This window comes from Leifsonia sp., from assembly GCF_051955155.1.
Lineage (GTDB): Bacteria > Actinomycetota > Actinomycetes > Actinomycetales > Microbacteriaceae > Leifsonia.
Map to the genome: position 1 here is coordinate 15,987 of NZ_JBQCGZ010000108.1, position 22,113 is coordinate 38,099.

Genomic DNA, 22,113 nt, shown 5'->3' on the forward strand with positions numbered 1-22,113 from the left:
GATCCTACGCCGCGGGCGCGTTCCACAGGTGCATCCCGGCGTAGCTGCGCCACGGCGCCCAGCGCGCGCCGTACGCTGCCAGGGCCCGCGGCTCGGCGGGCAGCCCGAGCCTGGCGGCCCCCTGGCGCAGCGCCAGGTCGCCGGTGAGCAGGATGTCCGGGCTGCCGAGCACCCGCAGGGCGACGTAACCGGCCGTCCACGGCCCGATGCCCGGCAGGGCGACCAGGCGGCGCTCCAGGTCCTCCCTGGATTCGCCGACGTCGATGGTCAGGCTGCCCTCGGCGAGCGCCTGGGCGACGCCGACGATCGCGTCGATGCGCTTGGCCGGCCCGCGCAGCACCTCCCTGCCGTGCTCGGCGATCGCCGCCGCGGTCGGGAACAGCCGGCTGAAGCCGCCCAGGTCGATCCGCTCGCCGAGTTCGTCGGTGAGCCGGGAGAGCGCCGTGCGGGCGGCGGGGACGGAGACCTGCTGGCCGATCAGCGCCCGGAAGACGATCTCCTCGGCGTCCACCGCGCCGGGGACGCGCAGTCCGGGCCGGGCGGCGACGAGAGGGGCGAGCGCGGGATCGGCGGAGAGCGCCTGGTCGATCGCCGCGGCGTCGGCGTCCAGGTCGAGCAGCCGGCGGACGCGCGCCACGAGCGGCGCGAGGTCGGCGACGTCGGCGAGCACCGCGTCGCACTCGACGGCCGGGGCGTCCGGCGTCCCGGAGAGCGTGAGCCGGACGACCGCGGGACCGTGCGGCAGCCGCAGAGCGCGCGCGTAGGTGCCGTCGCCGCCCGCCGTCTCCATCCCCGGCACGGCGCGAGCGGAGAGGAAGCCGAGCAGTGATCCGCCGTCGAACGGCGCGCGCGCGGGCAGCCGCAGCGTGAGCGCAGCGCCACCGGCCGCCACGTGCGCGGCAGCGGGCCGGCGGCGAGCGGAGCTGCGGATCGCGCCGGGGGTCACGTGGTAGACCTCCGCCATCGTCTCGTTGAACTGGCGGACGCTGGTGAACCCGGCGGCGAAGGCGACGTCGGTGATCGGCAGGTCGGTGCCGGTCAGCAGCAGCCGGGCCGTCTGGGCGCGGTGCGCGCGGGCCAGGGCGAGCGGCCCGGCCCCGAGCTCGGCGGTGAGCACGCGGCCGAGGTGCCGGGGGGTGTAGCCGAGGCGCCTGGCGAGGCCCGGCACGCCCTCGCGCTCCACCTCGCCGTCGGCGATCAGGCGCATGGCGCGCGCGGCCAGGTCGTCGCGCACGTTCCACTCGGGCGATCCGGGGACGGCGTCCGGCAGGCAGCGCTTGCACGCGCGCAGTCCCGCCTCGTGCGCGGCGGCCGCCGTCAGGTAGAACGTGACGTTGCCGGGCTTCGGCGTGACGGCGGGACAGCTGGGCCTGCAGTAGATGCCGGTCGAGTGGACGCCGGTGATGAACTGGCCGTCGAACCGCGCGTCCCTGGCGCTCATCGCGCGGTAGCGCTCGGCGAAGACCGGGTCGGCCAGCGTGTCCTTCGTGCTCGTCATGTCCCAAGCCTGGCACCGGCGATCGACATCGGATAGCGGAAATCGGACATCAGCGCGCGGTGGCGATTGGCCGCGAGGCCGAGGGGCTGACAGAGTGGCGGGCATGGATGTCATCGACTGGCTCACCGCGGCCCTGGGCGGCGAGGACGCCGCAGCGCCGATCCTCAGCACCGACGCCGAGCTCCTCGACGCCGCGCGCGGCGACAAGTCGGGCTGGGTGGCCGAGGGCCGCCCGCTCGCCATCGTGTTCGCGACGGAGGTCGGCCACGTGCAGGCGACCATGCGCGCCGCCAGCGAGTTCCGGGTCGGCGTCGTGCCGCGCGGGGCGGGCACCGGCCTCGCCGGGGGAGCGAACGGCACCGGCGGCGACATCGTCCTCGACGTCAGCCGGATGAACCGCATCCTGGAGATCTCCGCAGAGGACCAGCTCGCGGTGGTCGAGCCCGGCGTCCTCAACGGCGACCTGAACGCGGCACTGGAGCCGTACGGGCTGTTCTTCGCGCCGGACCCGGCCAGCAAGGCCATCTCGACCATCGGTGGGAACATCGCGACCAACGCGGGCGGCCTGCTGTGCGCGAAGTACGGGGTGACCAGGGAGGCCGTGCTCGCCCTGGACGTCGTGCTCGCCGACGGCCGGCTCATCCGCACCGGCCACCGCACGGTCAAGGGCGTCACCGGCTACGACCTGACCGCGCTGTTCGTCGGCTCGGAGGGCACGCTCGGCGTCGTCGTCGGTGCGACCGTGCGCGCGCTGCCGATCCCGGAGGGCGAGCCGAGGACGCTCGGGGCGTTGTTCCCCGACGTGCGCGCCGGGGCCGGCGCCGCCGCGCGCATCACGGCCGCGCGCCTCCGCCCCGCCGTCATGGAGCTGGTCGACGCGCAGGCCCTGGCCAGGATCGCCGAGCACCTCGGCCCCGACACCATCGGGGACGCGTTCGGTGCCTCCGCCGGCGACGCCTACCTGCTCGTCCAGTTCGACGGGCCGACGGCCGGCGGGGACGCCGCCGCTGCCGGCCGGCTGATCGAGGAGACCGGGGGAGTCGTCCGCGTCGCCGCCGACGCGGCCGAGGGCGACCGCCTGCTCGCGATCCGCCGCGCCTTCCACCCCGCCCTCGCGGCGACAGGAACGGTCCTCATCGAGGACGTCGCCGTCCCGCGCTCGCGGATGCCGGAGATGTTCGACGCGATCGAGAGGATCTCCGAGCGCTACGGCATCCCGATCCCGACCGTCGCGCACGCCGGCGACGGCAATCTGCACCCCAACTTCGTCTACACCGGCGACGAGGCCGAATCCGCGGTCTGGGACGCGGCGAACGACCTGTTCCGGGTCGCCGTCGAGCTCGGCGGCACCCTCACCGGCGAGCACGGGGTCGGCGTGCTGAAGCGGCGCTGGCTGGCCGACGAGCTCGGTCCGGACTCGTACGAGCTGCAGGTGAAGCTCAAGTCGGTGTTCGACCCGCTCGGCATCCTCAACCCCGGCAAGGTCTTCGGCTGAGTCAGGCGACCGGCGCCGGCAGCAGCACCGCGGCGTCGGCGAACGCGTCCTCCTCGATTCTCGACGGCGTATCGAACACCCGCGCTGTGCGCGTGGACGCGTCGAAGACGGGCCAGCCCGGCTCCCCGCCGCGGATGAAGGCGACGGCAGCGCCGTGCATGTCGTCGGCGAGCGCCTGCGGCGGGTTCCCGCCCGCGAGCGCGGCGACGGCGTCGAGGCCGATCCCGTCGAACCAGAACGGCACGTCGAGGCAGTGCGAGGCCGAACCGGTCGCCGGCGAGCGCCACACGAACCGGTAGAGCCAGGTCGGCGCCTGGGCGCTCGCGCGGGAGAGCGCGATGTCGATCGCCGGGGCCCGGAACAGCCGGTCCGTCACGTACTGGCCGACCAGTTCGGCCGTTCCCGCGCCGGGATGCGCGCCGACGTACGCGGCGATCGTCTCCGCAGGCACGCCGAACGTGCCGAGGATGCCGGCGGCGGGCACGGCCGCCAGCGCGGCGCCGTGCGCGGTGAGCGCCGCGTTGAACTCGTGGTCGGTGGCGCCGAGGACGAGGGGCTTGTCCGCCCCGATCCCGGCGCGGACCGCGTCGGCGGCGCTGTGCGGCACCAGCTCGCCGTCCACGACCGGTCCCCAGCCCATCCCGGTCGTCGTCAGCTGGGCAAGCGACGCGAGCGGGTCGGCTCCGGCCCCGTCCGGCGCGAGCGCGCGCGCCTGCAGCCCGAGCAGAGTCTCCTCGGTCAGTGCGGACAGCCCGGCGCGGGTCGGCTCGACGCCCGCGAGTGCGGCGACGCGCCTGCCGAGCGCCTCCGACTCCGCGGCGGGGAGATCGGCGGTCGCGCCGGAGATGCTGAGGGCGCGGCGGAACAGCGGCTGCGCGCGCGGCATGCCGAGCAGCGTGAGGACGGCGCCGCCGCCCGCGGACTGCCCGGCGATGGTGACGTCGGCGGGGTCGCCGCCGAAGGCCGCGATGGAGTCGCGCACCCACTCCAGCGCGAGCAGCCAGTCGAGCACGCCGCGGTTCGCCGGCGCGTCGGCGATCCAGCCGAACCCGTCGAAGCCGAGCCGGTAGGAGACCGAGACCGTCACGACGCCGTCGCGGTTGAAGGCGGACCCGTCGTACCAGGGGCTCGCGGGCGATCCGGCCGTGAACCCGCCGCCGTGGATGTAGACGAGCACCGGCAGCCGCGCCGCCTCGTCGCCGGGCGCCGGGGTGAACACGTTCACGTTGAGCGTCGACTCGCCGGGGATGCTCGGCTCCGGGATCGCGGTCACCTCGGCCATCGGCACGCGCTGCGGGGTCGCGCCGTAGGCGGTGGCGTCGCGCACGCCCTCCCACCCGCGGTGCGGCACCGGCGCCGCGAACCGCAGCGCCCCGACCGGCGGCTCCGCGAACGGGATTCCGAGGAACGCGGCCGACCCGTGGCGCCAGACCCCTCTGACCCGGCCGGAGCGGGTGTCGACCTCGGGCGGGGTGGGAGTCGGGGACATCGGCGTGCTCCTTCGCGATCGCTGGCGTGTTCCGGCCAGCTTGCCACAAATACCGAGCGAAAGTAGGGATGTATCCCGGGCGTTAAAAGACTCGACGCCCGGTGGTGCGGCGATGCCTGCAACTCTCCCGGGGCGCCGAGTTATGCCTCTAGGGTGCCTCAGCCCGTCACGGAAAGCAAGACCTTTGACGCCGACCGCCGCGGCCGGGTTGGATGGAGTCATGGCAGAGAACACCAACCAGAAGCCCGAGGTCGACGCGCCGGAGGGTCCGGCTCCCGAGACCCTCGAGATCGTCGACATCGTCGAGGGCAGCGGCCAGGAGGCCGCCCCCGGCGCCAAGGTCGAGGTCCACTACCTCGGCGTCGAGTACGACTCCGGCGAGGAGTTCGACTCCTCGTGGAGCCGCGGGCAGTCGATCAACTTCCCGCTCAACAACCTGATCAAGGGCTGGCAGGAGGGCATCCCCGGCATGAAGGTCGGCGGTCGCCGCAAGCTGACCGTCCCGCCGGCGCTCGCCTACGGCCCGGCCGGCGGCGGTCACCCGCTCTCCGGCAAGACCCTGATCTTCGTCATCGATCTGCTCGGCGTCAGCTGAGCGGATCCCCGCACCCGAGAGGCGCGACCGGCATGGCCGGCCGCGCCTCTCGTCGTCTGGCGCGTTTCTCAGAGCGCGGGCGGCCGCATCCTGGTCGGGATGGCGATCCGGTTCCAGATGTTGATCGTCCCGATCGCGAGGACGAGGTTCGCGAACCCCGTCTCGCCGAACTCCGCGACGGCGCGCTCGTAGAGGTCGTCGCCGACGCCGCCCTCGTGGATGAGGGTGACCGCCTCCGTGAGCTCCAGCGCGATCCGCTCGCGCTCGTCGAACCAGGGCGACTCCCGCCACGCGGCGACCGCGAAGACCTTGCGGAGCGGGAAGCCCCGGCCCTGCAGGTCCACCGAGTGCATGTCGACGCAGAACGTGCAGCCGTTGATCTGCGAGGCGCGCAGCTTGATGAGGTCGCCGAGCGGCTCCTCGACGGCGGTGCCGACGTAGCCGTCGAGGGCGATGACCTTGCGGTAGCCCTCCGGGACGAGGGAGGAGATCTGAACGCGTTCCATGGTGTCTGTCATGGCTCCAACGCTAAGGAGGCGATTGGTCGGCTGTAAGATCCAATCCACGCGATTGCGAACAGACCGATTGTGCGGCGGAGGGAAGCCGGGATGGACATCCACGTGTCGATCGAAGGGCGCGGCGACCGCACCGAGCGGGTCTACCGGCAGCTGCGGGACGCGGTGCTCGACGGCCGGCTGCGCCGCGGCGAGTGGCTGCCGGCGACGCGCGAGCTCGCCGCGGACATCGGCGTCTCCCGCAGCACGGTCACGAACGCGTATGAGCGGCTGATCGCCGAGGGCTACCTCGCGGCGCGCGTCGGCTCCGGCACGTTCGTGGCCGCGCCGACCGCGCCGCGCAGCACCTCGGCGCGCCGCGGGTCCCGGCGCGCGGCACGGCCGACGGCGCCCTGGCGCGACCTGGACGATCCGCTCTGGAGCGAACCGCATCCGATCGCGTACGACTTCAGTGTCGGGACGCCGGACCCCGGCCTGTTCCCGCTCGACGCCTGGCGCCGCTACACGACCGCCGAGCTGCGCGGCCGGCTGCTGCGGACGGCGCACTACGCCGATCCGGGCGGGTCGGAGCGGCTGCGGGCCGGGGTCGCGCGGCACCTCGGTCTCGCGCGCTCGGTGGAGGCGCTCCCCGAGGACGTGCTGGTGACCAGCGGCGCGCAGCAAGCGTTCGACCTGCTCGGCCGCGTGCTGCTGCGACCGGGCGACGTGGTGGCCGTCGAGGACCCCGGCTACCCGCCCGTCCGCCAGCTGTTCGAGCTGCTCGGGGCGCGGGTGGTCCCGGTGCCCGTCGACGAGCACGGGCTGCGGGTCGACCTGCTGCCCGCCGCCCGCCTGGTCTATGTGACGCCCTCGCACCAGTTCCCGCTCGGCGGCGTGCTGACCCTGGAGCGCCGCGTCGCGCTGCTGGAGTGGGCGTCCCGCAACGACGCCGTGATCGTGGAGGACGACTACGACAGCGAGTACCGGTTCGGGGCGCGTGCGCTCGACCCGCTGCAGCGGCTGGATGCGGAGGGCCGCGTCGTCTACGTCGGGACGTTCTCGAAGACGATGCTGCCGGCCATCCGGCTCGGCTTCCTGGTGGCGCCGCCGTCGCTGCTGCCCGCGCTGCGCAGCGCCAAGCGGCTCACCGACTGGCACAACGACGCGCTCACGCAGGCGGCGATGGCGCGGTTCCTCGACTCCGGGGGCTTCGCCAGGCACGTGCGCCAGGCGACGACGGTCTACGAGCAGCGCCGCGCGGTGATCGAGCGGGAGGCGCGTTCGCTGCTGGCGGGCCGGCTCGCCGTCGTGCCGTCGGCGGCGGGACTGCACCTCGCGCTGCGGGCGGAGCCGGGCGTCCCGTTCGCGTCGGTCCGCGTCGCCGAGCGGGCGGCGGTCGCCGGCGTCGCGGTCCAGCCGCTCAGCCGGTTCTCGCACGGGGAGCCGCAGGAGGGGCTGCTGCTGGGCTTCGGTGCGGCGGCGGCGGAGGACATCCCGGACGGGCTGCGCCTGCTCGCGGACGCCGTGGTCCGCGAGCAGACCGGCTGACGGAGGGTCAGATCGCGGACCAGCCGCCGTCCGAGGCGAGCACGACGCCGCTGACGTTCGCGGAGTCGTCGCTCAGCAGCCACGCGATCGCGGAGGCGAGCTGCTCCGGCTGGGCCACCGGGGGCACGTTCGTCTGCATGATCGGGCCGAGGCGCTCGCCCGCGAGCTGCGACTTGAAGGTGCCGTCCACGTTGGTCACGACGCCGCCGGGGGCGACGGCGTTCGTGCGGACGCCGTTCGGGCTGTAGAAGACGCTCGTGCTCTTGGTGAGGCCGATGACCGCGTGCTTCGACGCGGTGTAGGCCGCACCGGCCGCGGAGCCGCGCAGGCCGGCCTCGGAGGCGACGTTGACGATCGCACCGCTTCCCGCCTCGACCATGAGCGGGAGGACGGCGCGGCTGAGCCGCATGATGGCGGTCACGTTGACCGTGAACACGCGGTCCCAGGTGGCGTCGTCCACCTCGGCGGCCGGCAGGAAGCCGTCCATGATCCCCGCGACGTTGGCGAGCGCGTCGACGCGGCCGCCCGCCGCCTCGATCAGCTTCGCGATCGTCTCCTCGCTGGCCACGTCGCCGGCGACGGTGACGATGTCCAGGCCCGGGTTCTCCTCGACGAGGGCGGTCAGCCGCTCCTCGGAGATGTCGCTGCCGATGACGCGCGCCCCTTCGGACGCGAGCCGCAGCGCGGTTGCCTTTCCGATGCCGGAGCCTGCGCCCGTGACGATCGCGGTCTTGCCGGCGAAGCGGGCGGAGTCGGTGCTGCTCATACTGCTGTCTCCTGACTGGTGTCGATGACTTCTTCGTACGCTCGATGTGGGGCGTCGAGGCATTTATAGCACTCGGTGCCATAATCGGGGATGTGAATCCGCTCCCAGCCGAATCCGCGCCGCGCCGCCGCGGCCGTCCCGCCGACGTCGACCCGGAGCGCGTCGCGCTGCTCGCCCTCCGGCACTTCGCCGCCGACGGCTACGAGGCGACCACGATGGACGACATCGCGGCGCTCGCCGGGGTGGGCAGGCGCACGCTGTTCCGGTACTTCCCGAGCAAGCCGGACCTGGTCTGGGGAGGCATCGAGCCGGTGGTCGAGCGGATGCACGCGGTGCTGGACGCCGCGCCGGCGAGCGAGTCGGCGCGCGACGTGCTGGCGCGGGCGATGACCCAGGCGCTCGAGCTGGAACCCGACGCGCTCGAGGCGACCCGGCTGCGGCTGCGGCTGATGGGCTCCGACCCTGCGCTCATCGCGTTCGGGGTTACCCGGCTCGCGCAGAACCGCGACATCCTCGCCGAGTTCCTCGCCCGCCGCCTCGGCGTCCCCGCGGACGGCCTGCGCGCGCAGGTGCTGGCCGACGCGCTCAGCTCCGCGAACTTCTCCGCGCTGATCTGGTGGGCGCGCAGCGACGACGACGACCCGGCCGCGGTCGTCGTCGCCGCCCTCGACACCGTCCTGCAGGGCCTCCCCGCCTGACGCGCCCCTCGGGAGAGTGGGGCCCGGGTCAGGGGACGATGACGGCGCGGCCGCGGATCCGGCCCTCGTGCAGGCGCTCATAGGCCTTCGGGGCCTCGTCGAGCGTGTACGTCTCGATCTCCACCTTCACCTGCCCGGCGCGGGCGAGGTCCAGCACCTCGATCAGCTCGGCGCGCGATCCCCAGTAGGGCGTCCGCACCGCGACGTCGTACGCGACCCGGCCGAAGCCGACCGGGAGTGCGCCGCCGCCGATGCCGACGATCGTGACGTCGCCCTCGCTGCCGGCCATCGCGCCGGCCAGGTCGACCGTCGGCTGCACACCGACGAAGTCGAACACGGCGTTCGCGCCGCGCCCTCCGGTCAGTTCGCGCACGGCGTCCACCGCGTCGGCGTTCGACAGCAGCGCGTGCTGGGCGCCGACCTCCCGTGCCAGTGCGAGCTTCTCCTCGTTCACGTCGAGGGCGACGACCGTCGCCCCGCTGATCGCGCGGAGGATCTGGATGCCGACGTGCCCGAGACCGCCCGTCCCGATGACGACTGCGGTGGTCCCGGCCCCGAGCTTCGGCAGCGAGTTCTTGATCGCGTGGTACGGCGTGAGCCCCGCGTCGGTCAGCGACACGTTCTGCACCGGGTCCAGCCCGTCCAGCGGGACGAGGTGCCGCTCGCTGTCGACGATCATGTACTCGGCCATCGACCCCGGCGCGCCGAGCCCCGGCGGCTGGATGTGCTCGGCTGCGGCGTTCAGGCAGTAGTTCTCCTTGCCCTGGGCGCACATGTGGCAGCGGCCGCATCCCCAGGGTCCGTAGACGGCGACCGCGTCCCCTGGCTTCACGCCCGTGACGCCGTCGGCGACCGCCTCGACGATGCCGGCGCCCTCGTGGCCGAGCGTGAGGGGGAGTCCGTAGACGTACTGCTCGGCGGGCAGGCTCATGATGAACTCGTCGGAGTGGCAGACGCCGGCGGCGGTGACCTTCAGGAGCACCTGGCCGGGGCCGACCTCGGGGTCGGGGACCTCGACGACTTCGGGACGGGAACCGATCTCGCGATACTGGAGTGCCTTCATGCGGCCGAGGCTACCGCCGCGCGCGCGGTGCGCAGAAGACCCGGCGTCGCCGTCCCGTGCTGCGGGGTTTCCGCCGCCGTCTCTCTGGTAGACTCTCCAGGTTGCCGTCGAACGGCCGCGGATAAAGAGAGCTCAGGCAGAAGGCCACGGGCACCGCGCAACGAGTGAAAGGGGATCCCCTCTATGGCACTGGATGCTGACATCAAGAAGGCGATCATCGAAGAGTACGCTACCCACCCCGGTGACACCGGATCCCCCGAGGTTCAGGTCGCGATCCTAACCAAGCGGATCAAGGACCTCACCGAGCACCTCAAGGAGCACAAGCACGACCACCACTCGCGTCGTGGCCTGCTTCTGCTGGTCGGTCAGCGCCGCCGTCTGCTGGGCTACCTGGCGGACATCGACATCAACCGCTACCGCTCGCTGATCGAGCGCCTCGGTCTGCGTCGATAAGGCACCTCGTCGATCGATACCGCGATCTTCTTACGGACGGGCCGTCACCTTCGGGTGGCGGCCCGTTCCGCGTCTGCGGACGACGGAGCCGGTCGCCGCGTCACCGGTCAGCGGGGTCGGCGCCCGGGCGCACCTCGGCGTCGTCGCGGATGTCGATGCGGGTGCGGCCGTCCCCTCCCGCCGAGGTCTCGATCCGCGGCGCGGCGTCCTCCTCGGTCGCCTTCGGGGCGGTGGTCAGCTGGTCGGCACGCTCGTCTCGCTTCTCGGTCACGCCTCCACCCTCCCGCGACGCGGCCCGCAGGACAACCGGCACGGCGGCCGGGAGGCGCTAGTGTCGTCGCCGTGGCACTCCCGTTCCTGCCGTACATCGTCGTCGGCATCGTCCATCTGGTCGCGATCCTGGCCGGGGCCGACGCCCTGGTCGCGCTGACCAAGCCGCTGCTCATGCCGGCGCTGCTGCTCGCGCTGCTCCTCGCCGTGCCGGTCCGCCGGGGCGGGACGGTCGTGCTGGCAGGCGTCGGCATCCTGTTCGGCTGGCTGGGGGACCTGTCGCTGATGGATGCCGGGCCCGGGTTCGTCGTCGGCCTCGCCTTCTTCCTGCTCGGCCACGTCGCCTACATCGTGCTGTTCTGGCGGCGGATGCGGCTGCGACGGCCGCGCTGGTGGTCTGCGGTGTTCGCGCTCTGGTACGTCGCGCTGCTCGCCGTGCTCGCGCCGCACGCCGGCGGGATGCTCGTCCCGCTCGCCCTCTACGGGCTCACGCTCGCGGTGCTCGGCGTCTCCGCCTCGGCGTGCTCGCCGTGGATCGCGGTCGGGGCCGCGCTGTTCGTGGTCTCGGACAGCCTGCTCGGGCTCGACCGGTTCCTGCCGGGCTTCGCGCTGCCGCAGGCGGACCTCGCGATCATGCTCAGCTACATCGCTGCTCAGGGCCTGATCTGCTGGGGAATCGTCCGGCGGCTGCGCGTCCCGGCGGCGGTGCCGTCAGTCGTCTGACGTCGCCCTGCGCGCCGCGACCGCGCGGTCGATGAGCGTCGCAGCGACCAGCCCGGAGGCGACCAGGGCGATCCCGATGGTCACCCCGACCAGCCCGACCAGCGGCGAGGCGAGGGGCGCGAGGAGCACCAGCAGGATCGCGATGCCGGTCTTCAGCGGGCGGATGACGACCTCGGGAACCAGCGGCGCGTGCAGGATGTAGAGCATCAGCAGGAACACCGCGACCGGGATCGCGATCGCGTACTCGACCGCCGCGTCCGAGGCGTCGGCATGCGCGGCGCCGCGCTGCACGGCCACCTCGAGCCCGGCTCCGATGGCGGCAAGCGAGGCGAACACGAAGTAGTGCCCGTAGCCCCAGTAGAAGGAGCGGTTGCGGCGCGACTCCAGCCCCTCGCCGGCCGGCTCCAGGAAGTACAGCCACCAGAGCGCGAAGAGCAGCACCAGCCCCGCGGCCGCGATCACGACGAGCGCGGGGGAGACGCCGTGCGCCTCCAGGCCGCTCTGCACGCCGATCGCCGACGCGGAGACGGACTCGCCGAGCAGGATGATCGTGAACAGGCCGTAGCGCTCCGCGATGTGGTGCGGGTGCCAGGAGGTCATCCCCGGGCGCTCCGCCCAGATCGGGACCAGCAGCTCCAGGGCGGCGGCGGCGATGAACGTCCAGGGGCGCGCCTGCTCCGGCAGGAATCCCCACGCGATCCAGACCACCTGCACCGCGCCGACGCCCACGGCGTACCTGGTGGCCGTCGCCCTGCCATCCGGGTGCTCGATCGCCGCCCGCGTCCACTGGCCCACCTGGGCCAGCCGCATCACGATGTAGCCGACGATGATCGCGGTGAAGTCGGTATTGTCGAACGCCGCGGGCACTCCAGCGGCGAGGACCAGCACTCCGCCCATCTGGAGCAGCGTCATCAGGCGGTAGGGCACGTCGTCGGTGTCGTAGGCGGAGGCGAACCAGGTGAAGTTCATCCACGCCCACCAGATGGCGAAGAACACCATCAGGTACGGGCCGAGCCTGTCGAGCGCGTGGCCCTCCGCCCCGGCGTGCGCGAGCTGCGCCGCGACCTGGGCGATCGCCACGACGAACGTCAGGTCGAACAGCAGCTCGAGGGGGCTGGAGACACGGTGCTTCTCGTCGGAGGAGCGACCCGACATCGGGATGCGGAAGGCGATGCTCATGTGCGCCAGCATAGGAGGATGCGCCGCCCGCTCTTACGCATCCTCACCGCGGTCTACCTGCTCGCGGTGGCCTGGATCACGCTGAACCCCGCGCCGCCGGACCCGCACCGCAACCCGGCGCTGGACTGGCTGCTCGGGGTGTTCGCGTCCGTCCCCGCGCTCGCGTGGATCGACTTCCGGGTCACCGAGTTCACCGCGAACGTGCTCCTGTTCGTCCCGCTCGGCGTGCTCGGGACGCTGCTGCTCGGACGCTGGCGCTGGTGGCTCGTGCTCGTGCTCGGCATCGCGACGACGCTCGTGATCGAGTTCGTGCAGCTGTTCCTGCCCGCGCGGTTCAGCGACCCGAGCGACCTGATCGCGAACACGCTCGGGACGGTGGTCGGGATCGGGGTGGTGGCGGCCGGGGCGGCGGCTGGATCGCGTCGCACCGCCCCGGCCGCGTCCTAGCGGGAGGACGCCCGTCGTCGCGCCCTGATGGCGGACGTCCTCCCGCGGTCGTCGCGGTCAGGCCAGGCCGAACGCCGCCAGCTCGGCGGGCTCCAGCAGCCGCGACCGGATGAGGAACCGCTTGCCCTCCGGCGCCTCCACCGAGAAGCCGCTGCCGCGGCCGTCGACGAGGTCGATCGTGAGGTGCGTGTACTTCCAGTACTCGAACTGCGACGCGGACATGTAGACGCGCACCGGGTCGATGCCGTCCACCTCCAGGGTGCCGAGCAGAACGTCCGATGCGCCCACCCGGAACATCCCGACCGGGTAGCACATCGGCGCGGACCCGTCGCAGCAGCCGCCGGACTGGTGGAACATCAGCGGACCGTGCGCCTCGGCCAGCCGCCGCAGCATCGCCGCGGCGGCCGGCGTCAGCGCGACACGGGACTCGTGCGCCTCCGACACGACGGGCTCCTAGAAGAAGCCCATCGGGCCGTCGGCGTACGACACCAGCAGGTTCTTGGTCTGCTGGTAGTGGTCGAGCATCATCCGGTGGTTCTCGCGGCCGATGCCGGACTGCTTGTAGCCGCCGAACGCCGCGTGCGCCGGGTACTGGTGGTAGGTGTTCGACCAGACGCGGCCCGCCTCGATGGCGCGGCCCGCCCGGTACAGCCGCGACCCGTCCCTGCTCCAGACGCCGGCGCCGAGGCCGTAGAGCGTGTCGTTCGCCAGCCCGATCGCGTCGTCGAAGGTGTCGAAGCCGGTCAGGGCGAGCACCGGCCCGAAGATCTCCTCCTGGAAGATCCGCATCGAGTTCGTACCCTCGAACACTGTCGGCTGCACATAGAAGCCGCCGGCGAGGTCGCCGCCGAGGTCGGCGCGCTCGCCGCCGAGCAGGAGCTTGGCGCCCTCCTTCCTGCCGATGTCCATGTAGGAGAGGATCTTCTCCAGCTGATCGTTGGACGCCTGTGCGCCGATCATCGTCGAGACGTCGAGCGGGTTGCCCTGTGTGATGCGGGAGACCCGCTCCAGCGCATCCCCGACGAAGCCGTCGTAGATCGAGCGCTGCACCAGCGCGCGGGACGGGCACGTGCAGACCTCGCCCTGGTTGAGGGCGAAGAACGAGAAGCCCTCCAGCGCCTTGTCGTAGAACGCGTCCTTCTCCGCCGCCACATCCTCGAAGAAGATGTTCGGGCTCTTGCCGCCGAGCTCCAGGGTCACGGGGATGAGGTTCTCGCTGGCGTACTGCATGATCAGTCGGCCGGTCGTCGTCTCGCCGGTGAAGGCGACCTTGCGGATCCGCGGGTGCGAGGCGAGCGGCGCTCCGGCCTCGAACCCGAAGCCGTTGACGATGTTCAGCACGCCGTCCGGCAGCAGGTCGCGGACGAGGTCGAGCCAGACGTGGATGGACGCGGGGGTCTGCTCCGCCGGCTTCAGGACGACGCAGTTGCCGGCCGCGAGCGCGGGCGCGAGCTTCCAGGTGGCCATCAGCAGCGGGAAGTTCCACGGGATGATCTGGCCGACCACGCCCAGCGGCTCGTGGAAGTGGTAGGCGATGGTGTCGTGGTCGATCTCGCTGATGCCGCCCTCCTGCGCGCGGATGGCGCCGGCGAAGTAGCGGAAGTGGTCGATCGCCAGCGGGATGTCCGCCGCGAGCGTCTCGCGGACCGGCTTGCCGTTCTCCCACGTCTCGGCGACGGCGAGCAGCTCCAGGTTCTGCTCCATCCGGTCGGCGATGCGGGTGAGCAGCAGTGCGCGGTCGGCGACGGACGTCCTGCTCCAGTCGGGGAAGGCGGCCCACGCGGCGTCGACGGCGCGGTCGACGTCGGCGGCGGTGCCCCGCGCGATCTCGGTGAACGGGCGGCCGGTCACCGGCGTCACGTCCTCGAAGTACTGGCCGCTCGCGGGCGCGACGTAGCGGCCGCCGATGAAGTGGTCGTAGCGGGTCGCGTAGCTGACGACGGACCCCTCGGTGCCGGGCTGGGCGTAGACGCTGGGCGACTCGACCGGTTCGGCGGCGGTCTGCTCTGGGCTCAAGGTCATGGACGGTCTCCTTCGACGTCATCCGGCGCGCCCATCGCGCCGGTGCCGCCGACCCTACCCATCCCCACGTTGCATCCCGTTGCACCCGCTCCCGGGCCGCCGAGCACAGGAAAACCGTCCCGATTCCCGCCGTTTCGGAGCGTTTTTCCTGTGCTCGGCGGCCGGAGTCAGGACTCGAGGGCGAGGAGGCGGGCGACGACCTGGGCGCGGCGCGGGGAGTGCGCGGGGAGGGCGTGCAGGGCGGCGCGCCAGATCTCCTCGTCGCCGGCGCCGCGGTCGGTCTCGCCCCACGCGATCAGCAGGTCGGCGGAGCCGGACTCCAGCAGCGCCTCCCGCAGCCGGGCGACGACGTCCTCGCGGAGCTCGTCGATGCCGGGGGAGTCCGACCCCGGCAGCGGGCCGCCCCCGTACGCGGCGACCGCCGCGCGGTGCGCGCCCCTGCGCTGCAGGTCGACGACCCCGCCGATGTCGGTCTCCAGCGGGGCGCCGAGGCGGTAGGGACGCGCGAGCGGACCGAGCTCCGGCGCCACGGGTCCGAGCGCGCGCCGCAGTCGCACCATCTCGGCGCGCAGGGTGACGGTGCTGGCCGCGTCGCCGTAGACCAGCTCGGCCAGGCGCTCCGCCGACAGGCCGTCGCGGTGCCAGGCCAGGAGCGTCAGCAGCTCGCTGTGCCTGCTGCTCAGCGTGCCGGTGCGCCCGGTCGTCCCGGTCAGCTCGCCGGTGTCGCGGCCGAGCACCCGGAGCGAGGCGACCGGACGGGCGCTGCGCTCGCGCCTGCGCCCGCGGCCCGCCGCATCCCGCAGCCGGCCGATCAGCAGCTCCCGCTCGACCGCGGCCGCCGTCGCCTCCAGCAGCGGGAGCACGTGCGGCTCGGCGACCTGATCGCCGCCGGTCACGTCGATCACCCCGATGATCTCGCCGGTCTCCGGGTCCCGCACGGGCACCGCTGTGCAGCTCCACGGCTTCACATCCACCGCGAAGTGCTCGGCCCCGCGGATCTGCACGCCGCCGCCGACCGCGAGCGACGTCCCGGGAGCGGAAGTCCCCACGTCGCCCTCCGCCCAGCCGGCGCCGGGGACGAACAGCATCCGCTCCGCCCTGCTGCGCAGCACCGGGTCGCCCTCCACCCAGAGCAGCCGGCCGCGGGCGTCGCCGACGGCGACGACGACCCGGCTGTCCGGCTCGGCGTCCCGCACCAGCAGCTGCCGGATGACCGGAAGGGCGGCGGCGATGGGATGCGCGCGCCGCGCGTCCTCCAGTCCCGGTCCGTCCAGCACCAGCGGGGCGACGACGCCGGGGTCGAGCCGCGCCTGCTCCGCCCGCTGCCAGGACGCGCCGACGAGCGGCCGCACCCGCGAGACGTCCCTGTCCATGCGCAGAATCGTACGCCGTGCGCGCCGCGGTTCACCTCAGCGGCGGTGCGTCGGCGATGCCCTTCCGCAGCTCGGGGCCGACATCCGGGATGCGCCAGGTGTCCGACGAGCCCTCCGGGATCTCCGGAAGCCACCACACCAGCGTGCCCCAGACGAACAGCGTGACCACGGTGACGACGACGATCACGACCACCGCCGACACACCGGTCAGCGTGAGGAACATCAGCGCCCAGGAGACGAGGAAGGCTGCCGCGCCCGCGATCAGCGAGACGGTGATGCTGTTGAGGAGTGCCGTCCGCCAGCCGCCCCGCAGGACGAGCCAGCCCCAGGTGAGCAGCAGCGCGACGGCCAGGCCGACGCCCCCGATGATCAGCGCCACGGACACGTGCGCCGACGTGGCGGGCGTGAGCCGCGGCAGCTCGAGCACGAGCCACGGCAGCTCGAGCACGAGCAGGATCCACGCCGAGTAGACGAAGACGCCCCACCAGTACAGTCCCTTGCGATGCGGGCTCTCGTTCGGCGCACGGAAGCGCACGCTCGCCCGCAGCGCGAGGACCAGCCCGGAGACCAGCAGGATCCAGAAGGGCACGCCCATCCCGGCCCGCGTGACGTCCCAGTCGAGCGACCACAGCGACACATGCGGCATCACGAAGAGTCCGCTCAGGGCGACACCGACCGTCAGGAGCGACGCGACGGCGTAGACCCAGCCCTGCGTCATCGCCGAGCTCCGGTACTGCGCGAACTCCCGCCTCGCCTCGGCCGGCATGTCCTCGAGGTCGCGGACGGCCGCGCTGACGCGCCGCCAGCTGCGCAGCGGCTTGACCACGCAGACCACCAACGCCGCGACGACCAGCGCGGCGACGACGCAGCCGATCAGGATCGTCCACCAGCCCGGTGCGCCACCCCCCTTCACGAGCACGCCGCCGATGAGGGCGATGCCCACCCCGAGCACCGCCGCGATCAGCGCCTCCCGCAACGGATTGAACACGACGGCGACGAACACCAGCAGCGGCCGCAGCAGCGCCATCATGACCTTCTCCCCGGGTCCGACGGAGCCGGCCACGGCTCTGCTCACCACGCGGATGCCGCGGGAGAGGACGGAGAACACATAGCCCGGCCGCATGTCGGCCATCGTGTCCGCGCCGAGGGTGAACGCCTCGCGGATGCGGTCCGGCGACGGATTGCTGGGCAAGCTGGTGCGGAACGGTCGGACCCTGGTCGCCTTGGCGGCCTGCGTCAGCACCGAATCCTGGGCGTACGCGACGCGCGGCTCCGGCCGGATCCTGGTCCGATCGGAACCCGGCGTCGGCGTCTCCTCTGTCGCGGGCGGGATCATCGACGCGATGAAGCGGATCATGCCGGCGGCGGCATCCAGCCGTCCCCACCACCAGTCGTTGGCGCGCCAGGCCTCGGAGAGGAACCCGGCGAAGTGGAACAGCGAGGTGCCGGCGAGCTTGTCGTCCGCCCTCAGCGACAGGTCGCTGAACAGCATCGCCGTGACCTCGCGGTCGAGGTCCTCCTTGGGCAGCGTCAGTGCCGCAGCAGTCGCCAGGCGCAGCCGCCTGCTGTGCAGCGTGCCGTAGCGCTCGGGATGCGCGGGGCGCTCGTCCGCGGTGATCTTCCAGTAGGTCAGCTGCGGGACGGCCTCAGGGACGCCCATCGCTGCGGCGAAGGGGGCGAGGTCGACCGCGGAGAACGCGGACAGCCGTTGCGGGACCCCGCTCCATGGCTGCCGCGACCATTCGTCGGCGGCCGCCCCCTTCTTCTTCGCGCCCGAGAGCACGCGCAGTGCCGCGACCCCCGCGTCCAGGTCAGTCCAGCGCTCGCGCAGAGCCGGGACCTCCATCAGCGACGCGGCCAGCCAGGCGTCGCGGAGGCGGTCCGCGGCGCGGTCGTGCGATCGACGCGACTCCGGCGGCGCGCTCCGCTCCTGGTCCGAGGTCGAGAGCGCGACGCGGAAGCACCGGTCCCTGGCGTCGACAGCGGCGGACAGCACGGCGTACAGCCGCCGGCGGAGCTGGGCGAGGCTTCGCGGCGGATCGTCCGTCGTCAGCTGGTCGAGTCTCGGCCCTCGCAGCGGGGCCTCGCTCAGCGAGCCCGTGAGCTCCTCCAGTGCTCTGACCCAGGCCAGCGCGCTGCGTGCGGCGTCGAGGAGCGCCTGCGGCCCGATCACGATCGCGAGGGCGCGTGCCTCCGGTGCGTCAGGGGACGCGCCAGTGTCGGCGTCGAGCAGGGACTCCGGGCTCTCGAGCCGGTCGTACCCCCGCGCGAAGCTGTCGGGCAGGGCCGAGCGCTCCTCCTCGTTCCACCCGCGCCAGACCTCCCTGGTCGGCAGGTTCGTGCTCAACTGCCAGAGCGACGGATTGATGAGGACGCCGGACAACACCTGCGGGTCGGAGCTCGCCCGGTAGCGGAGATAGGCGTCCCGCGCGTCCCTCAGCGGATACTCGCCGACGTTGCTGGTGGCCAGCGGGGTGAGCGCCTGGTTGCGCGCCCGGTCCAGCAGCAGCTGCAGGCGGTACTGCTCGATCGCGTCCTCCTCGTCCGCTCCGGACTCGCTGATGCCGCGCTTGCCGCGGCCGGCCGAGATCGCTGCGAAGAACGTCGACTGCCGGTCGGCGTACCGGCGCACCAGAGGCGAGCGCGGTCCGCGGGGCTCGTCCTCGCCCATGGGTCCGTAGCGCAGCGCCCGCACGGAACGCAGCGGCTGTGCGGGCGGATCGGGGTCGAGGTAGAGCATGGCACGCGAGGTGTTCACCTCGGAGGCCGTGTTGCGGATCGCCCGGAAGGCCCTGTCGATCGGGATGTTGTCGAGCACACCGCCGTCCACCACGCGGAACGGATGCGCCCAACCCCGCCGGTGCGCGTGAAAGGCGAACGTCATGTCCACGGAGGCGTCCCCGCCGCGCACCTGAGCCCCGTTCGCACCGGTCTCCCGGGAGAAGATCAGAGCCGGCTCGAACGCCCCGGGGAACGAGGAGGTCGTCCGGGCGGCGAGCGCCAGGCGCGCCAGGTCGGCATCGCGCGTCGGACTGCCCGGCCGGGGGATCGCGCGGCCGTGCTCGCGGGCTTTCGGGTCGTCGGGGGTCGCGACGAAGTGGAAGTGGCCCCGTCCCTCCTTGGTCCCGCGGTCGACGGCGTCCTCGCTGTCCGCCACCGTCGCCGAGAGGTCGACCGTGAGCCGGTCGGCGCGGTGCAGCGGGCTGCGGCGGTCGGCGTAGAAGTGCTGCAGCGCCTCGAGCACTCGGGGGAAGAAGTACTCGTCGCCGCGGAGCACCGAGGATACCGAGCGGAGCCCTGGGCGCTGCATGAGGCTCCAGATGCCTCCGACGTCGACCCACGTGTCCAGCAGGAGGTCGACGTCCGCGCCCGCTCGCTGCGCGCAGGCGTACATGACCGCGTTCAGGCCTCCCGCGCTCGCGCCCGCCTGCACATCCACCTCGACGGAGTCGAACTGCGCGGAGTCGAGCAGCCGGGCGTACATCAGGACCCGGTGGTACACGTCGGGGTCGATTTCCGCGTCGTCCGCGCCCGGCGGGATATAGAGCGCGCACACCGTTCCGTCGTCCGTCCGTCGGCGGATGCGGAGCCGGCGCCACAGGTCGATCTCGGCGACGGCGCCGCCGATCCAGACGGCCAGGCTGACGCCGCCGCGCATCGCCAGGGCCAGCCGCAGCGTCCGCTGGTGCGCCGGCTCGTATTCGCGCGGCGGGTCGCCAGGAGCCGCCTCCATATCGAGGTAGGGCACCTGCCTGCGCAGCGGCGCCCTGGCGGGGCGATCGGAGCCGGGCGCGAGGCTGTTCGGGAAGGCTCCTCCGAGATCCAATTCGAAGACGGTTCGGTCGCCCGGCTCGCCCCGGCCCGGCTCGTTCCAGCCCGGCTCATTCCGCTTGTCTGATGCAGGTTCGTGGATGGACATTCCGACCCCCCTCGACGCCTTCGGCGTCCCGGTCATGGCCGCAGCGTACTGCCGAGTCCACCCCCGACAACAGAGGAATTCTCATTTACTGGCCGGTAGGGTGAGGCGGTGGACACGATCGTCAAGCACCGCGCCGACGCTCCTCCGCTGTTCTTCGAGGCCGAGGCGGCGGGGCTCGCCTGGCTGGCAATGGCGGAGCGGGACGGGGGAGCGCGCGTCGTGCGCGTCGCCGGTGTCGGGCCGGGCCGGATCGAGCTCGAGCGGGTGGACGAGGCGCGGCCGACGGCGGAGGTGGCGCGCGCGTTCGGGGCCGCGCTCGCCCGCACGCACGCGGCGGGCGCCGCCGCCTTCGGCGCTGCGCCGGACGGCTGGGACGGGCCGATCTTCATCGGCAGGCGGCCGCTGCCGATCGCGCACGAGACCTCCTGGGGCCGCTTCTACGCCAGGGACCGCGTTCGTCCCTACCTCGACATCGCGGTGGCGGCCGGCACGGTCACGTCCGGGCAGCTCCCCGCCGTCGAGCGCGCCCTGGAGCGGATCGACGCCGGCGACTTCGACGACGACGAGCCGCCGGCGCGCATCCACGGCGACCTCTGGAACGGCAACGTGCTGTGGTCTCCGCGGGGCGCCGTCCTCATCGACCCCGCCGCGCACGGCGGCCACCGGGAGACCGACATCGCCATGCTCGAGCTGTTCGGCGTCCCCTTCTTCGAGGAGATCGTCGCCGGCTACCAGGAGGAGCGCCCGCTGCGCGATGGCTGGCGGGCGCGCATCCCGCTGCACCAGCTGCATCCGCTCGCCGTGCACGCGGCGGGACACGGTCCGTCCTACGGCGTCGCGCTCGCCGAGGCGGCGCGCGCGACCGTCGACCTGCCGTAGCCGGCGGCTTCCGCCCACCGGGGCGGGGGCGGCTGATAGGATGCTGGTGGTCGGCCGTACGCCGACCGCCGGAGCAGGCTGGCAGGAGCTGGTCCTCGGTGGTGGTATCCGGATGCGTCCCGCGCAAGCGAGGCGGCAACCGTGTATTTCTACTGATGGCCAGACGGGCTCAGCCCACGCACCCGCATGGGATGCCGCGTACACGCAACGTGTCGAACTGCCTGCTCGCTCCTTGGAGAGTCGCGCCCAGACGGGGTGGCGACGTTAAACAAAGGAGAAAGACCTCTTGGAAGGTCCTGAAATCAAGTTCGCCGAAGCCGTCCTCGACAACGGCCGCTTCGGCACCCGCACCGTCCGGTTCGAGACCGGGCGACTCGCGCAGCAGGCGCAGGGCGCCGTCGCCGCGTACCTCGACGAGGAGACGATGCTGCTGAGCGCGACCAGCGCCAGCAAGCACCCGAAGGACAACTTCGACTTCTTCCCGCTGACCGTCGACGTGGAGGAGCGCTCCTACGCCGCAGGCAAGATCCCCGGCTCGTTCTTCCGTCGCGAGGGCCGTCCCTCGACCGAGGCGATCCTGGTCTGCCGTCTGATCGACCGCCCGCTGCGTCCGTCGTTCGTCGACGGACTGCGCAACGAGGTCCAGATCGTCATCACCGTCCTGAGCATCGCTCCCGACGAGTTCTACGACGCCCTGGCGATCAACGCGGCCAGCGCCTCCACGCAGATCTCCGGTCTGCCCTTCTCCGGCCCGATCGCCGGTGTGCGCCTCGCGCTCATCCCCGGCAACGGCCAGCACGAGGACCAGTGGATCGCGTTCCCGAAGGCCGACCAGCTCGAGGAGGCCGTCTTCGACCTCGTCGTCGCCGGCCGCGTGCTCACCAACGAGGACGGCTCCGAGGGCGACGTCGCGATCATGATGGTCGAGGCGGAGGCCACCGAGAACAGCTGGAACCTCATCCAGGGCGGCGCCGTGAAGCCGAACGAGGAGGTCGTCGCGCAGGGTCTGGAGGCGGCCAAGCCGTTCATCCGCCAGCTCGTCGCCGCGCAGAACGTCATCGCGGAGCAGGCCGCGAAGGCGATCGCCGACTACCCGGTGTTCCTGCCCTACTCGCAGAGCACGTACGACAACGTCGCCGGCCTCGCCTACGACGAGCTCGTGAACGTCTACCAGATCGCCGACAAGATCGAGCGCCAGAACG

At 72.7% G+C, this 22,113-nt stretch carries 19 protein-coding genes and 1 pseudogene; 9 read left to right on the forward strand and 11 right to left on the reverse strand.

Annotation, left to right across the window (positions count from 1 at the left end):
• Window positions 1-4: 4 nt before the first annotated feature.
• Window positions 5-1,498, reverse strand: coding sequence for an AlkA N-terminal domain-containing protein (locus ACTHMF_RS11935; protein ID WP_440317797.1), 1,494 nt, complete (start codon window positions 1,496-1,498; stop codon window positions 5-7).
• Between the two features lie 103 nt (window positions 1,499-1,601).
• Here ACTHMF_RS11935 and ACTHMF_RS11940 point away from each other — a divergent pair, with 103 nt between their 5' ends.
• The gene (locus tag ACTHMF_RS11940; protein WP_440317799.1) at window positions 1,602-2,993 is read left to right on the forward strand and encodes an FAD-binding oxidoreductase; all 1,392 of its coding nucleotides are present in this window, start codon (window positions 1,602-1,604) and stop codon (window positions 2,991-2,993) included.
• 1 nt (window position 2,994) lies between these two features.
• Here ACTHMF_RS11940 and ACTHMF_RS11945 read toward each other — a convergent pair whose 3' ends face one another.
• On the reverse strand, window positions 2,995-4,482 hold the full coding sequence (locus ACTHMF_RS11945; RefSeq protein ID WP_440317800.1) for a carboxylesterase/lipase family protein: 1,488 nt from the start codon (window positions 4,480-4,482) through the stop codon (window positions 2,995-2,997).
• A gap of 220 nt (window positions 4,483-4,702) precedes the next feature.
• On the opposite strand from ACTHMF_RS11945, the gene ACTHMF_RS11950 reads away from it, so the two are divergent.
• Window positions 4,703-5,077, forward strand: coding sequence for an FKBP-type peptidyl-prolyl cis-trans isomerase (locus ACTHMF_RS11950; protein WP_314148599.1), 375 nt, complete (start codon window positions 4,703-4,705; stop codon window positions 5,075-5,077).
• A gap of 68 nt (window positions 5,078-5,145) precedes the next feature.
• On the opposite strand, the gene ACTHMF_RS11955 is transcribed toward ACTHMF_RS11950, so the two are convergent.
• Window positions 5,146-5,595: a carboxymuconolactone decarboxylase family protein gene (locus ACTHMF_RS11955; protein ID WP_314148598.1), complete on the reverse strand. Its 450-nt coding sequence runs from the start codon at window positions 5,593-5,595 to the stop codon at window positions 5,146-5,148.
• 90 nt (window positions 5,596-5,685) lie between these two features.
• Between ACTHMF_RS11955 and pdxR the strand changes: the two genes are divergently transcribed.
• Window positions 5,686-7,119, forward strand: a complete 1,434-nt coding sequence (gene pdxR, locus ACTHMF_RS11960; RefSeq protein ID WP_440317802.1) for a MocR-like pyridoxine biosynthesis transcription factor PdxR — start codon at window positions 5,686-5,688, stop codon at window positions 7,117-7,119.
• Window positions 7,120-7,126: 7 nt separating this feature from the next.
• Here pdxR and ACTHMF_RS11965 read toward each other — a convergent pair whose 3' ends face one another.
• Window positions 7,127-7,885 (reverse strand): SDR family NAD(P)-dependent oxidoreductase, encoded by a 759-nt coding sequence (locus tag ACTHMF_RS11965; protein WP_314148580.1) that lies wholly within the window; start codon window positions 7,883-7,885, stop codon window positions 7,127-7,129.
• Between the two features lie 92 nt (window positions 7,886-7,977).
• Between ACTHMF_RS11965 and ACTHMF_RS11970 the strand changes: the two genes are divergently transcribed.
• Window positions 7,978-8,583 carry an acyl-CoA-like ligand-binding transcription factor gene (locus ACTHMF_RS11970; RefSeq protein ID WP_440317805.1) on the forward strand — a complete coding sequence of 202 codons (606 nt, stop codon included), beginning with the start codon at window positions 7,978-7,980 and terminating at the stop codon, window positions 8,581-8,583.
• 28 nt (window positions 8,584-8,611) lie between these two features.
• Here the strand turns inward: ACTHMF_RS11970 and ACTHMF_RS11975 are convergent, their stop codons facing one another.
• Window positions 8,612-9,646 (reverse strand): NAD(P)-dependent alcohol dehydrogenase, encoded by a 1,035-nt coding sequence (locus tag ACTHMF_RS11975; protein ID WP_440317806.1) that lies wholly within the window; start codon window positions 9,644-9,646, stop codon window positions 8,612-8,614.
• A 183-nt stretch (window positions 9,647-9,829) separates the two neighbouring features.
• Between ACTHMF_RS11975 and rpsO the strand changes: the two genes are divergently transcribed.
• Entirely contained in the window at window positions 9,830-10,099 is a 270-nt protein-coding gene (gene rpsO / locus ACTHMF_RS11980; protein ID WP_158863345.1) for a 30S ribosomal protein S15, read from the forward strand.
• A 100-nt stretch (window positions 10,100-10,199) separates the two neighbouring features.
• On the opposite strand, the gene ACTHMF_RS11985 is transcribed toward rpsO, so the two are convergent.
• Window positions 10,200-10,370 (reverse strand): multidrug transporter, encoded by a 171-nt coding sequence (locus ACTHMF_RS11985; protein WP_314148583.1) that lies wholly within the window; start codon window positions 10,368-10,370, stop codon window positions 10,200-10,202.
• 71 nt (window positions 10,371-10,441) lie between these two features.
• Between ACTHMF_RS11985 and ACTHMF_RS11990 the strand changes: the two genes are divergently transcribed.
• A complete protein-coding gene (locus tag ACTHMF_RS11990; protein WP_440317809.1) occupies window positions 10,442-11,092 on the forward strand; it encodes a lysoplasmalogenase in 651 nt (216 codons plus the stop codon).
• On the opposite strand, the gene ACTHMF_RS11995 is transcribed toward ACTHMF_RS11990, so the two are convergent.
• Complete coding sequence (locus ACTHMF_RS11995; protein WP_440317811.1) at window positions 11,081-12,271, reverse strand: low temperature requirement protein A; 1,191 nt, start codon at window positions 12,269-12,271, stop codon at window positions 11,081-11,083. The two genes, ACTHMF_RS11990 and ACTHMF_RS11995, sit on opposite strands and share 12 nt — an antisense overlap.
• An 18-nt stretch (window positions 12,272-12,289) precedes the next feature.
• Between ACTHMF_RS11995 and ACTHMF_RS12000 the strand changes: the two genes are divergently transcribed.
• Complete coding sequence (locus ACTHMF_RS12000; RefSeq protein ID WP_440317813.1) at window positions 12,290-12,718, forward strand: VanZ family protein; 429 nt, start codon at window positions 12,290-12,292, stop codon at window positions 12,716-12,718.
• A gap of 57 nt (window positions 12,719-12,775) precedes the next feature.
• Here the strand turns inward: ACTHMF_RS12000 and ACTHMF_RS12005 are convergent, their stop codons facing one another.
• The 4 genes from ACTHMF_RS12005 to ACTHMF_RS12020 form a co-directional block, all read right to left on the reverse strand.
• Window positions 12,776-13,111: a DUF779 domain-containing protein gene (locus ACTHMF_RS12005; RefSeq protein ID WP_440317821.1), complete on the reverse strand. Its 336-nt coding sequence runs from the start codon at window positions 13,109-13,111 to the stop codon at window positions 12,776-12,778.
• Between the two features lie 60 nt (window positions 13,112-13,171).
• Entirely contained in the window at window positions 13,172-14,740 is a 1,569-nt protein-coding gene (gene exaC / locus ACTHMF_RS12010) for an acetaldehyde dehydrogenase ExaC (RefSeq protein ID WP_440317815.1), read from the reverse strand.
• A 167-nt stretch (window positions 14,741-14,907) separates the two neighbouring features.
• Window positions 14,908-16,113 (reverse strand): GAF domain-containing protein, encoded by a 1,206-nt coding sequence (locus ACTHMF_RS12015; RefSeq protein WP_440317817.1) that lies wholly within the window; start codon window positions 16,111-16,113, stop codon window positions 14,908-14,910.
• 31 nt (window positions 16,114-16,144) lie between these two features.
• Window positions 16,145-19,939 (reverse strand): DUF3376 domain-containing protein, encoded by a 3,795-nt coding sequence (locus ACTHMF_RS12020; RefSeq protein ID WP_440317819.1) that lies wholly within the window; start codon window positions 19,937-19,939, stop codon window positions 16,145-16,147.
• A 210-nt stretch (window positions 19,940-20,149) separates the two neighbouring features.
• Between ACTHMF_RS12020 and ACTHMF_RS12025 the strand changes: the two genes are divergently transcribed.
• Window positions 20,150-20,911: a fructosamine kinase family protein gene (locus ACTHMF_RS12025; protein ID WP_440317823.1), complete on the forward strand. Its 762-nt coding sequence runs from the start codon at window positions 20,150-20,152 to the stop codon at window positions 20,909-20,911.
• 286 nt (window positions 20,912-21,197) lie between these two features.
• Window positions 21,198-22,113, forward strand: a pseudogene (locus ACTHMF_RS12030) (polyribonucleotide nucleotidyltransferase); the annotation flags it as partial.